This is a genomic window from Paenarthrobacter sp. AB444 (assembly GCF_028736865.1).
Taxonomy (GTDB): Bacteria; Actinomycetota; Actinomycetes; order Actinomycetales; family Micrococcaceae; genus Arthrobacter; species Arthrobacter nicotinovorans_B.
Genome location: NZ_JAQZBY010000010.1, coordinates 58,984 through 73,514, shown reverse-complemented (window position 1 = coordinate 73,514; position 14,531 = coordinate 58,984). Strand labels below are relative to the sequence as shown.

Sequence of the window (14,531 nt, the reverse complement as noted above, 5' to 3'; positions counted from 1 at the left end):
GTGAGCACCTCCGCCACCAAGGCAAACCTGTCCCACTCCGACCGCATGGCCGACCCCAACTGGTGGCGCCAAGCTGCCGTGTACCAGATCTACCCCCGCAGCTTCTACGACGCGAACGGTGATGGCCTCGGTGACATCAAAGGCATCACGGCCAAGGTTCCCTACCTGCAGGAACTCGGCGTCGATGCCGTGTGGCTGAGCCCGTTCTACCCCTCCGCGCTCGCCGACGGCGGCTACGACGTCGACGACTACCGGAACGTGGACCCCAAGCTCGGAACGCTCGAAGACTTTGACGAGATGGCCGCAGCCCTGCACGCCGCCGGCATCAAGCTCGTAGTGGACATCGTCCCCAACCACTCCTCCGACCGCCACGAGTGGTTCAAGGAAGCACTCGCATCGCCGAAGGGCTCGGCCGCACGGGATCGCTACATCTTCCGTGACGGCAAGGGCGAAAACGGCGAAGTACCGCCGTCGGACTGGGACTCCGTGTTCGGCGGACCCATCTGGGAGCGCATCACGGAACCGGACGGCACCCCCGGCCAGTGGTACATGCACATCTTCGCCAAGGAGCAGCCGGACTTTAACTGGGAGAACCCGGAGATCCGCGAAGACTTCCTGAAGACCCTGCGCTTCTGGTCCGACCGAGGCGTGGACGGCTTCCGCATCGACGTTGCCCACGGCATGGCGAAGGACCTGTCCGAGCCGATGCCCATGAAGGAAGACCTCCTGAAGAAGGCCCACGGAACCGACGGTTTCATCGACGGCTCCCACCCCTTCTGGGACCGGGACGAAGTCCACGAGGTCTACGCGGAGTGGCGCAAACTCTTCAACGAATACAACCCGCCCCGGACGGCCGTCGCCGAAGCCTGGGTCCACGAGTCACGCCGCGCGCGTTACGCCAGCCCCGAGGGCCTGGGCCAGGCCTTCAACTTCGACCTGCTGCAGTCGGACTTTGACGCCGCATCCTTCAAGAAGATCATCACGGACAACCTGGTGCACGCCAAGGAGTCCGGAGCCTCCTCCACGTGGGTCTTTTCCAACCACGACGTCGTCCGGCACGCCACCCGCTACGGGCTGCCGAAGGGTGGTTCCGTCGCGCAGGGAACCAACGCAGCCCAGGACATCACCGGTGCCGAGCCCAAGGGCCAGGACGGCAAGGGCTGGTTGCTCGCAGGTGCTCCCGCTGAAGAGCTGGACATCGAACTTGGCCTCAAGCGGGCACGGGCGGCTTCCTTGCTTCTGCTCGCACTTCCCGGTTCGGCCTACCTGTACCAGGGTGAAGAGCTCGGGCTGCGCGAAGTCACCGAGATTCCTGACTCAGAACGGCAGGACCCGTCGTTCTTCCGCAACAAGGGTGTGGAAATCGGCCGTGATGGCTGCCGCGTCCCGCTGCCGTGGACTCCGGAGGGCCCATCCTTCGGCTTCGGCGCCGGCACCGCACACTTGCCCCAACCTGCCTGGTTCAAGGACTACGCCGTGTCCACGCAGGAAGGCATTGAAGGCTCAACCCTTGAGCTCTACCGCCAGGCCCTGCGTCTTCGCAGTGAACTTCAAACCGAAGAAGAACTCGAGTGGGTGGAAACGGGCAACCCCGAGGTACTGCACTTCAGCCGCCCCGGTGGCTGGGAAACAGTGACCAACTTCGGCGCAGAAGCGTTCGAGCTTCCGGCGGGGACCGTCGTCGTCAGCAGCGGTCCCCTGGAGGACGGCAAGCTTCCGGCCGATACCACCGCCTGGATTGTCCGCGAAGCCTAAGCGCACGGGAAAGACAACAAGTGAACAATGCGAACGGGCGGGGACGCCTCATCTACGGCTGCATGGGACTGGGCGGTTCCTGGGACGGCACCTCCTACGGGGCCGCTGAAATCGACCAGGCCGCTGCAGTGATTGAATCGGCGCAGGGTATCGGCATCGGGCTTTTCGACCACGCCGACATCTACCGCAGCGGTAAATCAGAGGCCGTCTTTGGTGAGGTCCTCGTCCGTTCGCACGGCCTGCGGGAGAAGATCCAGCTGCAGACCAAATGCGGGATCAGGCTGGGGGAGCGGGGACTGCAGACGCACTACGACCTTAGCCGCGAAGCCATCCTCGAACGGGTCAACGAGAGCCTGAAGCGGCTCCAAACGGAGTACGTTGACGTGCTGCTCCTGCACCGGCCCGATCCCTTGATGGACGCGCGCAAGGTGGCTGACGCCGTCGGGCAGTTGATGGCCGAAGGCAAGGTGCGGCAACTGGGTGTGTCCAACATGTCCGGCGCCCAGATTGCCTACCTCCAGGACCGCCTGGAAACGCCGGTCGTGGCGAACCAACTGGAGATGAGCCTGCTCAAGCGCGATTGGCTGGAGAGCACAGTGCTGGTCAACCATCCGGAAAGCGCTGGGTCCGGCTTCCCGCACGGGACACTTGAGCACTGCATGGACAAGGGGATCGAGCTTCAGGCGTACGGCTCCTTGGCCCAAGGGCGGTACACAGGTGCGGGCGCGCAATCGGACGCGGAGACGGCGACTGCCGCGATGCTCCAGCGACTTGCTGCGGAAAAGCACACCACGGTGGAAGCCGTCCTGCTGGGCTGGCTCATGAAGCATCCTGCGCGGATATCGCCGGTGGTCGGCACCACCAACCTTTCACGCATCGGCGCCTGCGCCGACGCTGCCGACGTGGCCGCGCAGATGTCCCGGGCCGAGTGGTACGGCCTGTGGATGGCGGCCCGGGGAAGCAACATCCCTTAAACCCAACTGAGTCGCAGTTCTTGTCGTCATCAAGGCTCAAACGACATCTACTGCGACTCAGCTGGGTTACAACAGCAACACATAAGACCCCCTACGACAGTTCGGCCACCACGGAGTAGGTGCTGGAATCACCCTGGATGGCCTGGCTCTGCTTGCCGTCGATGCCCACGGGGATGTCGCCGGCGATCGTCACGCGGTTGAGCTTGCGCGGCTGGCCGTCGTAGTTGTCCGGAGCGTAGTGCTGGGTAATGCGGTTGTCGAACAACACCACCTGGTTGGGTTCCCAGTTCACCCGGACCACGTTCTCCGGACGGGTCACGTAGGCCTGCAGCAAGCGGATGATGTCCTTCGACTCGGTGTTGGAAAGCCCCACAATCCGAAGCCGCTGCGCAAAGCCGCCGATGAAGAGCCCGCGCTCGCCGGTCAGCGGGTGGACGCGGACCACGGGGTGGGCGGTCTCGAACTTCAAGCGGGTGAACTCCTTGCGGCGCTCCTCGGCGTTGGCGTGCTCCAGGTTCTTGGGAACGGAGTAGTCGTAGTCGTTGGTGTGGATGGCCCACAGGGTGTCCGCGAAGTTCCGCAACTCCTCCGGAAGGTCCTGGTAGGCACCGGCCGACGAAGCGATCAAGGTCTCGCCACCGTAAGCAGGCAGGTCGATGCTGCGCAGAGTGGAAGCCTGGGGCGGGTTCACCACGAAGGTGACGTCCGTGTGCCAGTTGTTGGCCGAACCGTTCTCGCTGTCCACCGGCAGGACATTCTCTTCGCCCTCCACCGATGCCACGGTGGGGTGCGCCTTGGTCAAAGGCCCGAAGTGCGAAGCGAACTTCACCTGGGCTTCGTCCGTGAGGATGTTGGCCTCACGGAATACCAGTGCCTTGTGTTCGTTGAGCGCTGCACGGATCTGGGCAACATTGTCCTCGCTCAGGTCGCCGCTGATGTCCAGGCCGCGGATCTCGGCGCCGATGCGGGAGCCCAGCTTGGCGAATTCGAGCTTGGTTTCGGTAATGACAGTCATTGTTTTTCCTTTTTCAGTGATGGGTGTGGCTGGATCGCCACGGGTAAAACTTAGGAAGCGGCAGAACCAACGGCGGTCCGCCAGCGGGAGAAGTGCCGTTCAAGGCCGACCAGCAGGAAGTTCACGCCAAGCCCGAGCAGGGAGACCGTGAGGATGCCCGCGTACATGTCCGGGATAAGGAAGCTGCTCTGCGCGTTCACGATCAGGTAACCGAGTCCGGCTTTGGCGCCGACCATTTCGGCTGCGATCAACACCAGGATGGACGCGGTGCCCGCCATGCGGATGCCGGTGAAAATGGTCGGCACCGCCGAGGGCAGGATGACCTTCTGGAACAGTCGGAAGCTGTTCAGGCCCAGCGAACGCGCGGCCCGGATCAGCAACGGATCCACGGTCTTCACGCCGGCGATCGTATTGAGCAGCACCGGGAAGAACGCAGCGTACGCCACGATGCTGATCTTGGATTCCTCACCGATACCCAGCAGCAGCGTGAAGACCGGAAGCAGGGCAAGGGCGGCGGTGTTGCGGAAGAGTTCCAGCAACGGGTTCAGGACCGAGTTCAGCCGTCCGTACCAGGCAATCAGCAAGCCCAGCGATACACCAGCCACCAGGGCTGCCCCGAAACCGGCCACGGAACGGGTCAGGCTCGCCGCGATGTGGCCTTGGATGGTTCCGGCTTCGAACAGCTTGCCCCATGCCAGAAGCACTTCATGCAGCGGCGGAAGGAAGACCCGGGTGGAGGGGCTGGCCAAGTACGTCGGCCCGAGCTCCCACAGCAGCAGGAAGGCAAGGATGGCGGCGGACTTCCACACGCCCGAACCCACAGCCGAGGCGACCCGGCGCACCAGGCCAGGGGCCGGCGTCGTACGTTCCGCCGTGGGTACTTGTGAAACGGAAGGCTCGACGGCGGTTGTCCGCTGGGGTGCGGACGCGGCGGTTTCTGCCTGTGCGAGGGTGGTGGTCATCAGGCTGCGCTCCTTTCAGGGATGGTTGCTGGTTCGTCCGGGGCACTGCCGTCCGGGAGGATCTTGCGGTGTCCGGCGTCCTGTGCCCGGCGGACTTCGTCGTGAAGCAGGGTCCACACCTGGTGGCGGTGCTCTACGAACGCAGGATTGGAGCGGATGTCTTCCTCGCCGTCACGGTCCGGTATGTCGATATCCACGATTTCCTTGAGGCGGCCCGGACGTGCGCTCAAGACTGCAACGCGCTGGCCCAAGTACACGGCTTCGTCGATGCCGTGCGTGATGAAGACGATGGTCTTGCCGGTGGCCTTCCAGATCCTGAGGAGCTCGTCCTGCAACTGCTCACGGGTCTGGGCATCCAAGGCCGCAAACGGCTCGTCCATCAGCAGCACATCGGGCTCGTACGCCAGGCTGCGGGCGATGGCGACGCGCTGCTTCATGCCGCCCGAGAGCTCGTGGGGGTAGCGGTCCTCGAAGCCCGCGAGGCCCACCAGCGCCAGGTACTCCTTGGCTTTCGCGGCGCGCTCGCGGCGGTTCAGCTTTTTGCCGTCCGCGCCCACACCCTCAAGTCCGATGGAGACGTTGGCCGAAGCCGTCCGCCAGGGGAACAAGGCGTACTGCTGGAAAACCACGGCCCGGTCTTTGCCAGGTCCTGTTACCGGCTTGCCGTCCACCAATACCTCGCCGGAGGTGGGCGTGGAGAGCCCGGCAAGCAGATCCAGGAGCGTCGTCTTCCCCGAACCACTGGGCCCCACCAAGGTGAGGAATTCGCCGTCGCGGACATCCAGGCTGAGGGAGTCGATTGCAGTCAGCGTCGTGGCGGGGGTGGACTTGGTAGCCCGGACCGTGAACTTTTTGGTGACATTCCTGAGGCTGATCTTCGCTGTCATGGTCATCCCTTCTTCGCGAGATCGTTGAAGTCGTTGGTGTAGTACTTGGACGCGGTCAGCTTGTCCTTGACGATTCCGGCCGAGTTCAGCCAGGCTTCCCACTGCGTGAAGTCCTTGTCCTGGATGACGCCCGCGTCCGGTACGCCGGGGCTCTTCCAGAACTTCAGGTTGGCGGTGCTCTCGTTGCGGCCACGGCTTTCGATGATCTTGGTGAAGCGGGCTATGACCTCATCACGCGGTGTTTCAGCTGCCCACTTGATGGCCTTGGCAACGCCGGTAGTGAAGGTGCGGGTGGTGTTCGGGTTCTTCTCGATGAAGTCGTTGCGGAGCACGATCTGTCCGCCTGCGAAGTTGCCGAACAGCTGGACGTCGCTGAACAGGGAGCGCAGTCCGCCGGCTTCAACGGCGCGGTCCTGCAGGACCCCGCCGAGCGTTCCGGCATCCACCTGGCCGCGGCGGATCGCTTCCTCGGTGTCGTTGGGAGCCAAGGGAACCAGCTGGACCTGCTTGATCTCGTCCTGGCTCAGGCCGTTCTTGGTCAGCCAGGTGTTGATGACAGCCTCATGGTGGGCGCCCAGGGTGTTGACGGCGATCTTCTTGCCGATCAGGTCCTTGGGACCTTTGATGTCGCTCTCTGCCTTGACGTAGTAGCCGCTGAAGGTCAACTCGTCCGAACCGTAATAGTTCACGACGCCCTTCACCGGGGCTCCGGCCTCGATCAGCTTCACCACCGCGCCGGAAAAGGCGCCGCCGAAGTCCGTCTGGTTGGTGGCTGCGGACTGGATGTCCTGCGGGCCGCTGGTGGTGTTTCCCACCCAGTTCAGCTTCAGGTCGCCCAGGTAGCCGAGGTCCGCTGCCAGTTCGGGGAAGGTCACATTGTTGGCCGAGCCTTGGTACCGAAGTTCTTTGACCTCGTTGCCTGGCTGACCGCTTTGTCCGGCTTCGGCTGCACCGCCGCAGCCGCTCACCGTCAGCGCTAGTACGACGGCGGCCGCGACGCTCAGGAGGGGCAGATGCAGTTTCATGGGAGCTACTTTCGATGGATTGGAGTGGGTGGGGTGATCCGCTGCGGCAAGTACTTGGCGAGCTGTGCAACGGCTTGGGAACGATGAAAGCCCATGACGACTGCGGCTGGGAAGTAGCGCGGTAACGCCCGGAAACGCTGCGAAACAGCCCGAAACGGGACGAAATCCTGAGCCATTCCCGGCAACCGGGCGACTCAAAGACGCAGTGTTGAGCCGCGTGAACAACAGCGTCAGGTGGGCCGTTCATGACTGGCGTGTACCGCCGTCGGGCCTTCATACTGCGGGACTCCACAGTCATATGGCGTTTAGTTCGTATTGATCCTCACAAGGAACGCGAATTCTTGGCCTTGCGGGCGGCAGGGCGGATACGGTAGATACATGACGTCTAGCATCGCCGCCGAATCCATTCGGCCCACCCGCAATATTCCCGCCGATATCGCCCGTTCCTGGCTTCTCGTGAATGCCATGAAGACGGAGCTTTTTGACGAATCTGCGGCTTCGCGTGCTGACGCCATCATTCTTGACATCGAAGACGCCGTTGACCCGTCCCAGAAGGACGCTGCCCGCGAAAACGTCGTGAACTGGCTCGCCGGCGGCGGCCAGGCCTGGGTCCGTATCAACGACGCCACCAGCGATTTCTGGGCCGATGACCTCGCCGGCCTGCGCGGTACCCCGGGGCTCCTGGGCGTCATGCTCGCCAAGACCGAATCCGCTGACCAGGTCACTGAGTCGTATCACCGAATGGACGGCAAGACTCCCGTGGTTGCTTTGGTGGAATCAGCCCTCGGCATTGAGGAAGCGAACCACATCGCCCGCGCACAGGGTGCCTTCCGCCTGGCCTTCGGTTCCGGTGACTTCCGCCGCGACACCGGCATGGCCGCAACGCCTGAGGCCATGGCGTACCCGCGGGCCAAGCTGGTTGTCGCCAGCCGCGTAGGCAACCTCCCGGGACCCATCGATGGACCCACCGTCGGCACCAACCACCCGATCCTGCGCGAGCAGACGGGCATCACCGTGACCATGGGTATGACCGGCAAGCTGTGCCTGGCCATCGACCAGACCACGGTCATCAACGAGGTCATCAGCCCCACGCCTTCCGACGTTGCCTGGGCCACCGACTTCATGAACGACTTCGAAGCCAACGGCCGCGTCATCCGCGACGGCTCCGACCTGCCGCGCCTGGGCCGTGCTGAGAAGATCATGAAGCTCGCCGTGGCCTTCGGGGTCCAGCCTTCCCTGTAAGGGGCCCCGTGCTGGTCCACGGAGTCGCGTGGGACTCATCATCCCCGGCATTGCGGCTCCACACCCCGGATGGGGAATTCAGTGATGTTGCGTTGGCCCAGGGTTCATCCCTGGGCCTGCGTGTTATGCCCGGATTGTGGTGCCTTGGCCACGTCAAGGTACATGGTCCGGGCGAGAGGACACATGTTCCCTGTCCTGGCGGTTCTCCTGCCGAACGTGGCAAACAGTGCGGCGCCTGCTTCGCGCGGGACGACTCCCGGCTCATGCACGACTTCCACCGCGGCGGCTCCGTGCCTCCTGGGCTCCGGTCCTATCTCATGCAGCCGCACTGGCTCTACGTGGCCACTTTCGCCAACGGTGCCAGCAAAGTTGGTACTGCTTCGGCCCGGCGCAAATGGAATCGCCTGGCGGAGCAGGGCGCCGTCCACGCTTCGTATGTTTCGCGCGCTGAAGACGGCCGTGTGGTCCGCGTGCTCGAGGACCTCGTAACCCGGGACCTTGGCCTCGTCCAGCAGGTCCGTTCGGCAGCAAAGGCGGCATCGCTCGTGGAGCCGCGTGACGGCGTCGAACTCCAGGCCATCAACCGGAAACATGCCGCCGACGTGCGTGAATTGCTGTCGGGTCTGGCCATGACGGGTTTCACCGTTGTGGAGGAGGAGTGGGAGCGGCCTGAGTTGGCCCATCAGCTGTGCAGCGCCCGGCCGTCAGGCGCCATCCGCCATCCGTACCCGACAGCGTTCGACGGCGGCGGGCACGGTTTGCGGGTCCACTCACTGTCGGGGGCCATCGCCTTGGCGGGCTTGCCCGACGCCGGGGGCAATGAAGTGGAAGGTACTTTCGTGGCCGACCTCGGCGCGCTGAAGGGACGACGCATCGAATTCGGGCCCCACACCACGGAGATCCCGGCACTGCAGGATTCGTTGTTCTAGAGCCCCGGTAGACTTGGACGGTGCTTGAACAATTCTGGGCCACCGCCTCAACCGCCTACAAAGTGCTGGTCTTCAGCGCCATGGGGCTGATCGCCGTCGGACTCATCCTGTCCATTCTTGGGAACACCACCGGCAACCAGGCGCTGGCAGTGGCGTCCTTGCCCGTGATCGGCGTCGGACTGATCCTTCATGTCACAGGACTGGTGGTTCGAGGCCAGAAGATCCGCAAGAGCTACAAGAAATAGGCAGCCGGGAGTTCCGCTCTTCCTGCACGGCCGGTGCCCGATAGGGTTGGTGCATGAGTATCAATCCGGACCTGCAGGGCCGAAGCTACCCTGCCGCAGAGGTATACGACGTCGGTCGTGAAAAAATCCGCGAGTTCGCCAAGGCCGTGAAGGCCAGCAACCCGGCGCACTTCGATGTTGAGGCAGCCAAAGCCCTCGGCCACAGCGACCTCGTAGCACCCCCGACGTTCGCCATCATCATTGCCCAGCGCGCTGATGCCCAACTGGTTGAAGACCCTGAGTCGGGCATCGACTTTTCCCGCGTGGTCCACGCCGATCAGCGGTTCACCCACCACCGCGCCATCGTTGCCGGGGACCGCCTGGTGGCCGAACTCCACGTCGACGGCGTCCGGGCCATGGGCGGGGGAGCCATGATCACCACGCGCTCCGAGATTTCCACGGAGGCAGGCGAAAAAGTCGCCACCACAACCTCGTCGATCCTGGTCCGCGGAGAGGGACAGTAGCCATGAGCCACTCATTCGAAGAACTGAGCGTGGGCCAGGAAATTGGCACGCGCAGCATTGACGTCACCCGCCAGGACCTTGTGAAGTACGCAGGAGCTTCCGGCGACTTCAACCCCATCCACTGGAACGAGTCCTTCGCAACGTCCGTGGAACTCCCGGGCGTCATCGCCCACGGCATGTTCACCATGGGTGCGGCCGTGCAGCTGGTGAGCGACTGGGCAGGCGACCCAGCCGCCGTCGTCGACTACCAGACCCGCTTCACCAAGCCCGTAGTAGTCACCGACACCACCGGCACCGATGAGGCAGGCGCTGTTATCGATGTCACCGGCGTGGTGGGAGCGCTCGACGCCGATGCCCGCACCGCCCGTATCGACCTCACCGTGGTGGCTGCCGGACAGAAAGTCCTCATGAAGTCGCAGGCGGTTGTGAAGGTCTCTTGAGCCAAGCAAACGACGCACAGCGGCGTGCCACTGCGACGGAAATGTTGCGGTGGCGCGTCGCTGTTCTTGCTTCCTACGCCGCCAGCGGGGTCGCCTTTGCCACCTGGGTGTCCCGGCTGCCGGCGATCCGTGATGGCCTGGACCTGACCCCGGGCGGCATCGGCCTGTTGCTGATGTGCATGACTGTTGCGTCCTTTATCTCGATTTCTGCTTCGGGGCTCATCGTGCTGCGGCTTGGCCCCAAACTGACCACGAGGATCGGCAGTTGCATGGTCAGTACGGGCCTGGTCATCGTGGGCATCGGCACCTCGATCGCTGCCAGCCCGCTCATTGTTGCCGCAGGCCTGGTTGTCCTGGGGCTGGGTACTGCAAGCTGGAACACGGCATCCAACGTGGAAGGTGCGGCACTCGAACGTGGGCTGGAACGGCACATCATGCCGCACTTGCACGGGGCCTTCAGCCTTGGAACCGTAGCCGCGGCAGGTTTCGGAGCATGGGCAGCCGCAGTGGACATGCCTGTCTTCTGGCACTTCCTGGTGGTGGGCGTAGTGGTTGCGTCCTCGGTTGTCACAGCAAGTTTCTGGTTCCGTGCGGAAAAGTCTGCCCCCGCTGCCGCACCTTACAAGCCCCGTGAGACGGACACCTTCCAGGACCCGTCTACGGGACCGCTGCCCATTGTCAGCGTCCAGCCTTCCGGGGCCTCCGGCTCCGGGGCCTCCGGCTCCGGGGCCGAGGCAGAGACCGCCCCACCGCTGGACAACAAGCGGCTTGTCGCCCTCGCCTGGCGCGACCGCCGTACCCTTCTGATCGGGGTCTTGGTCCTTGGGTTGGCCTTGGCAGAAGGCGCTGCGGGAGACTGGGTGGCTTTGGCGCTGGCCGATGGGCACGGGCAAAGCGACGCGGCGGGCGCTGTGGGTTATGGCGTGTTTGTCACGTTCATGACTGTTGGCCGGTTCACCGGAACTGTCGTGCTCGACCGGTTCGGGCGCGTACGGGTGATGCGCTGGTGCTCCGCCACCGCCGTCGTGGGTCTTGCACTTTTCGTATTTTCCCCGGTTCCTTGGCTTGCCTTCGTGGCGTTGGCGGTGTGGGGCCTTGGTGCTTCGCTGGGCTTCCCGGTCGGCATGTCCGCCGCGGCGGATGATCCCGTCCATGCAGCCGCCCGCGTCTCCGTGGTGTCGACCATTGGATACGGCGCGTTCCTGTGCGGGCCGCCCCTCCTCGGACTGCTGGCCGAGCATTTCGGCATCCTCCACTCCCTGCTGGCGCCCCTGCTCCTGCTGGTGGTCAGCTTCTTCCTGGCGCCGCTGGCCGGCAAGCAGAAAGCAGCGTCCGTGGAGTCCAGCGAATCCCGTTAGGCTTGATTGGTGACCCAGATGCTTCTTTCAGAATTGACCACAGCTGCCGTCGGCGGCCCCGCAGGGAACTATGTCGAAGCCCGCACCGAAGCAGAAATCATCGACGCCGTCCGCTCGGCAGATGCTGCGGGGGAGAAACTCCTGATCATCGGTGGAGGGTCCAACCTGCTGATCTCCGATGACGGCTACCCGGGCACTGTCCTGAAGATCGCTTCCGAGGGTTTCACCGTGAACTCCGAGGACAGCTGCGGAGGTGTCTCCGTGGTGGTCCAGGCGGGCCACAACTGGGATGCGTTGGTGGAGTACTCCGTGCTGCATGCGTGGTCGGGCCTGGAAGCTCTCTCCGGCATTCCTGGCTCCACGGGCGCAACCCCGGTGCAAAACGTAGGAGCCTACGGGGCAGACGTTTCCCAAACCATTGCCGCAGTGCGGACGTGGGACAGGGAGCGCAACGCCGTCCAGACCTTCACCAATTCGGAGTTGAAGTTCGGCTACCGGGATTCGATCCTGAAGCAGACCACTGTTGAAGGATCCCCGCGGTACGTGGTGCTGACAGTGGAATTCCAGCTGCCGCTGGGCCGCATGAGTGCCCCGATCCGCTACGCCGAGTTGGCGCGGGCCCTGGGTGTCCAGGTTGGAAAGCGGGCCTACTCCAACGATGTCCGCCGTGAAGTTCTCCGGCTCCGGGCATCCAAGGGCATGGTCCTCGATGCCGCCGACCGCGACACGTTCTCCACGGGATCCTTCTTCACCAACCCCATCGTCCCCGCCGGGCGCGCCGCGGAACTCCCGGAGAATGCTCCCCGGTACCCCGCGGGGTCGGACGGCTTGGTCAAACTCTCCGCTGCATGGTTGATCGACCAGGCCGGCTTCGGGAAGGGCTTCGGCCTGGGGGAGTCCAGCGTTTCAGGCGGCCGTGCTTCCCTGTCCACCAAGCACACCCTTGCCATTACCAACAGGGGCTCGGCGTCGGCTGCGGACATGGTGGCCATCGCGCGTGAGGTGAGGGCCGGCGTCGTCGAACGTTTTGGTATTGAGCTGCACCCGGAGCCCCTGCTGATCGGCGTCAGCCTGTAGCCAACAGCGCCTGCGCTTAGCGGGTCCGGCGTTCGGCGATGGGGAGCACCTTGTTCAGCAGCAGGAAGGTGAGCCCGCAGCTGACCGATCCCAACAAAAAGATCTGGCTGAAGGCGATGCTCTGCGGCGACGGCCCACTGGGCATGAACAAGCCTGCGGTGGCGAAGCCAACCAGCCCCAGGAGCAACACTATGGCCCCCAACAGGAAGCTGCGCACTTGCGCTGCGGCTGCAGGGTAGTACCAGGGCTCGGGGGCATCGTCGTGGCGATCCGAGAGGGGCTGGCTGGCCGCTGCGGTTCCTATCAGCAACGCCGCAGCAGCTGTCGACACCAGGCTGATGGTCTGGATGGCTTGCATGGAGGGGGAGAGGCTGACGCCGGTTCCGACCGCAACTATCAGCCCGGCACCAAGCCCGACCAGCGTGCAGAACCAGCCGGCGGTAGCCAACCACCGGCTCAGCGGCCGCACGAGCGGAGCAAGATCACCGAAAAGCATGGAACCATCCTAGGAGCCGCTGCTGGGTGACGGCTGGGAGGCGTGGCAAGGTTCCCTGTGCTTGTTGCTGCTTTTAGGATGAAGCATGCCTGCACCCCTTACTCCGCGCGTCCTGGGCCGATTGCGGCTCGCCAGCCAAGGCTTGTTGGGTGGCGGTTTTTCCACTGTCCCCGAGGCCGTCCGCTGGATGACGGCCATGCAGGCGCAGGATCTCGGCTCGGCATTATGGGCGGTAGGCCAGCGTGTGCCCGGGATCGCTGCCTCGGATGTGCGCGCCGCGCTCGACGCCGGGACGGTCGTCCGATCGTGGCCGATGCGGGGCACCTTGCATCTGCTGGCCCCTGAGGACCTCCGCTGGATTTTGGGTATCACCAGTGGACGGCTGATGAACGCCGTGGCGGGGCGCCACCGCGAGCTCTCCATCACCCCCGACGACATCGCCCACTGCCGGGACATTGCTTTCAAGACCACCGAAGTCCTCAAGGCGGAGGGTGCGCCGGGTGCGACCCGGGAGCAGCTTTTCCAGGCTTTCGAGGAAGCCGGCCAGCCCACCAAGGCGCAGCGCGGCATTCACCTGCTCGGGAGCCTCTGCCAACGCGCTTGGCTCGTTCAAGGGCCGATGGCGGTTTCCAACGGGAAGGTCGGGGTGCAGCAACTCTTCGTACCGTTGGATGAATGGATCCCGCAGTCCCGGGACGTTGGCCGTGAGGAAGGCATCGCCGAGTTGCTCTTCCGGTACGTCAGGAGCCGGGGGCCGGCGACGGTGAAGGATTTCTCCTGGTGGAGCCAGATTCCCCTGACGGAGGCCCGCGCCGCCCTCGATGCGGTCCGTAACCGCCTGGTTGAGCTGCAGTTCGGCGGTGGCGGCTATTGGCTTTCGCCCGAGTCAGCGGCAATACTCGACGACGGCGTTCCCGGCTCGCGCTCGTTGCTGGCTCTGCCTGGGTTCGACGAGTACCTGCTGGGCTACCAGGACCGCAGCTTGGTCCTGGATCCTGAATTCGCCGAGCTCGTGGTGCCTGGAAAGAACGGGGTATTCAAGCGGATCATCGTCTCCGGGAGCGAGGTTATCGGGACGTGGAGCAGGACTGTGAGTGGCAAGACCATCGGAGTCGAGCCTGAGCCGTTCGAGGGGACGTTGGGTCCGGCGGCGGAGCGTTCCTTCCAGGCCCAGGGCCGTGCGTATCTGAAGTTCATGGCCGGCTGACTCCCCGCCGCTGCGGGTCAAAGTCGTTGTCGGCCCGCTTTTACGTTGTAGCCCAACGACGTTAGTGCGGGTCCGCGACGTTATTAGGGGGCTGCCCGCCGAGGGCCGTCTCCGCTCTGCCGTGGTTTGATGCAGCACTTGTCCACATACGGCGGAAAAGGGATGTCCTGACATCCCTGGATCAACTCACGATGAATGCATGCAATCGCGAAAACTGGATGCACTGATAGCCGCCAATTGGCCTGACAGCACCATTGCTGTTACGTCGGAACTCGCAGGAAAAGGCTTGGGCGACCGCGTGCTGACAGCGGGTGTGCGCTCCGGCAAGCTTATTCGGGTAAGACGGGGCGCATACGCCCGAAGCTCAGACTGGCGTCGCCGACCTCCCTGGGAGCAGGACCTGCTGAGAATCCAAG

15 protein-coding genes are annotated in these 14,531 nt (G+C 64.1%); 10 read left to right on the top strand and 5 right to left on the bottom strand.

The features are described from left to right. Both PQ627_RS13405 and PQ627_RS13400 read left to right on the top strand, forming a co-directional pair. Positions 1 to 1,755, top strand: coding sequence for a glycoside hydrolase family 13 protein (locus PQ627_RS13405; protein WP_274261773.1), 1,755 nt, complete (start codon positions 1 to 3; stop codon positions 1,753 to 1,755). A 20-nt stretch (positions 1,756 to 1,775) separates the two neighbouring features. After that, complete coding sequence (locus PQ627_RS13400) at positions 1,776 to 2,729, top strand: aldo/keto reductase (RefSeq protein ID WP_274261771.1); 954 nt, start codon at positions 1,776 to 1,778, stop codon at positions 2,727 to 2,729. Between the two features lie 91 nt (positions 2,730 to 2,820). Here PQ627_RS13400 and PQ627_RS13395 read toward each other — a convergent pair whose 3' ends face one another. Genes PQ627_RS13395 through PQ627_RS13380 form a run of 4 tightly spaced genes read right to left on the bottom strand, consistent with a single transcriptional unit; the run spans position 2,821 to position 6,618 of the window. Further along, the gene (locus PQ627_RS13395) at positions 2,821 to 3,744 is read right to left on the bottom strand and encodes a TauD/TfdA dioxygenase family protein (protein WP_274261769.1); all 924 of its coding nucleotides are present in this window, start codon (positions 3,742 to 3,744) and stop codon (positions 2,821 to 2,823) included. A gap of 50 nt (positions 3,745 to 3,794) precedes the next feature. Continuing rightward, complete coding sequence (locus PQ627_RS13390) at positions 3,795 to 4,706, bottom strand: ABC transporter permease (protein ID WP_144659367.1); 912 nt, start codon at positions 4,704 to 4,706, stop codon at positions 3,795 to 3,797. Further along, positions 4,706 to 5,593 (bottom strand): ABC transporter ATP-binding protein, encoded by an 888-nt coding sequence (locus PQ627_RS13385; protein ID WP_144659368.1) that lies wholly within the window; start codon positions 5,591 to 5,593, stop codon positions 4,706 to 4,708. The genes PQ627_RS13390 and PQ627_RS13385 overlap by 1 nt, the downstream gene beginning before the upstream one ends. A gap of 2 nt (positions 5,594 to 5,595) precedes the next feature. Next, entirely contained in the window at positions 5,596 to 6,618 is a 1,023-nt protein-coding gene (locus PQ627_RS13380; RefSeq protein WP_274261766.1) for an ABC transporter substrate-binding protein, read from the bottom strand. 378 nt (positions 6,619 to 6,996) lie between these two features. Here PQ627_RS13380 and PQ627_RS13375 point away from each other — a divergent pair, with 378 nt between their 5' ends. Genes PQ627_RS13375 through PQ627_RS13345 form a run of 7 tightly spaced genes read left to right on the top strand, consistent with a single transcriptional unit; the run spans position 6,997 to position 12,412 of the window. Beyond that, entirely contained in the window at positions 6,997 to 7,860 is an 864-nt protein-coding gene (locus PQ627_RS13375; RefSeq protein ID WP_144659369.1) for an HpcH/HpaI aldolase/citrate lyase family protein, read from the top strand. 8 nt (positions 7,861 to 7,868) lie between these two features. Next, positions 7,869 to 8,789 (top strand): DUF2797 domain-containing protein, encoded by a 921-nt coding sequence (locus PQ627_RS13370; protein WP_400452242.1) that lies wholly within the window; start codon positions 7,869 to 7,871, stop codon positions 8,787 to 8,789. A gap of 20 nt (positions 8,790 to 8,809) precedes the next feature. After that, the gene (locus PQ627_RS13365) at positions 8,810 to 9,034 is read left to right on the top strand and encodes a DUF3188 domain-containing protein (protein ID WP_144659371.1); all 225 of its coding nucleotides are present in this window, start codon (positions 8,810 to 8,812) and stop codon (positions 9,032 to 9,034) included. A gap of 53 nt (positions 9,035 to 9,087) precedes the next feature. Beyond that, positions 9,088 to 9,537: a MaoC family dehydratase N-terminal domain-containing protein gene (locus PQ627_RS13360; RefSeq protein ID WP_144659372.1), complete on the top strand. Its 450-nt coding sequence runs from the start codon at positions 9,088 to 9,090 to the stop codon at positions 9,535 to 9,537. A gap of 2 nt (positions 9,538 to 9,539) precedes the next feature. After that, entirely contained in the window at positions 9,540 to 9,977 is a 438-nt protein-coding gene (locus tag PQ627_RS13355; protein WP_144659373.1) for a MaoC family dehydratase, read from the top strand. 41 nt (positions 9,978 to 10,018) lie between these two features. Continuing rightward, the gene (locus PQ627_RS13350; RefSeq protein WP_274261932.1) at positions 10,019 to 11,335 is read left to right on the top strand and encodes an MFS transporter; all 1,317 of its coding nucleotides are present in this window, start codon (positions 10,019 to 10,021) and stop codon (positions 11,333 to 11,335) included. 9 nt (positions 11,336 to 11,344) lie between these two features. Further along, a complete protein-coding gene (locus PQ627_RS13345; RefSeq protein WP_274261761.1) occupies positions 11,345 to 12,412 on the top strand; it encodes a UDP-N-acetylmuramate dehydrogenase in 1,068 nt (355 codons plus the stop codon). Between the two features lie 16 nt (positions 12,413 to 12,428). On the opposite strand, the gene PQ627_RS13340 is transcribed toward PQ627_RS13345, so the two are convergent. Next, complete coding sequence (locus PQ627_RS13340) at positions 12,429 to 12,908, bottom strand: hypothetical protein (protein WP_144659375.1); 480 nt, start codon at positions 12,906 to 12,908, stop codon at positions 12,429 to 12,431. An 85-nt stretch (positions 12,909 to 12,993) separates the two neighbouring features. On the opposite strand from PQ627_RS13340, the gene PQ627_RS13335 reads away from it, so the two are divergent. After that, a complete protein-coding gene (locus PQ627_RS13335) occupies positions 12,994 to 14,115 on the top strand; it encodes a winged helix DNA-binding domain-containing protein (RefSeq protein ID WP_274261758.1) in 1,122 nt (373 codons plus the stop codon). Positions 14,116 to 14,531 lie beyond the last annotated feature (416 nt).

Excerpts from the sequence above, each read along its gene's own strand:
- PQ627_RS13395 (WP_274261769.1), bottom strand. The coding sequence starts at position 3,744 with ATGACTGTCATTACCGAAACCAAGCTCGAATTCGCCAAGCTGGGCTCC.
- PQ627_RS13385 (WP_144659368.1), bottom strand. The coding sequence starts at position 5,593 with ATGACAGCGAAGATCAGCCTCAGGAATGTCACCAAAAAGTTCACGGTC.
- PQ627_RS13335 (WP_274261758.1), top strand. The coding sequence starts at position 12,994 with ATGCCTGCACCCCTTACTCCGCGCGTCCTGGGCCGATTGCGGCTCGCC.
- PQ627_RS13340 (WP_144659375.1), bottom strand. The coding sequence starts at position 12,908 with ATGCTTTTCGGTGATCTTGCTCCGCTCGTGCGGCCGCTGAGCCGGTGG.
- PQ627_RS13380 (WP_274261766.1), bottom strand. The coding sequence starts at position 6,618 with ATGAAACTGCATCTGCCCCTCCTGAGCGTCGCGGCCGCCGTCGTACTA.
- PQ627_RS13355 (WP_144659373.1), top strand. The coding sequence starts at position 9,540 with ATGAGCCACTCATTCGAAGAACTGAGCGTGGGCCAGGAAATTGGCACG.
- PQ627_RS13375 (WP_144659369.1), top strand. The coding sequence starts at position 6,997 with ATGACGTCTAGCATCGCCGCCGAATCCATTCGGCCCACCCGCAATATT.
- PQ627_RS13350 (WP_274261932.1), top strand. The coding sequence starts at position 10,019 with ATGTTGCGGTGGCGCGTCGCTGTTCTTGCTTCCTACGCCGCCAGCGGG.
- PQ627_RS13390 (WP_144659367.1), bottom strand. The coding sequence starts at position 4,706 with ATGACCACCACCCTCGCACAGGCAGAAACCGCCGCGTCCGCACCCCAG.
- PQ627_RS13360 (WP_144659372.1), top strand. The coding sequence starts at position 9,088 with ATGAGTATCAATCCGGACCTGCAGGGCCGAAGCTACCCTGCCGCAGAG.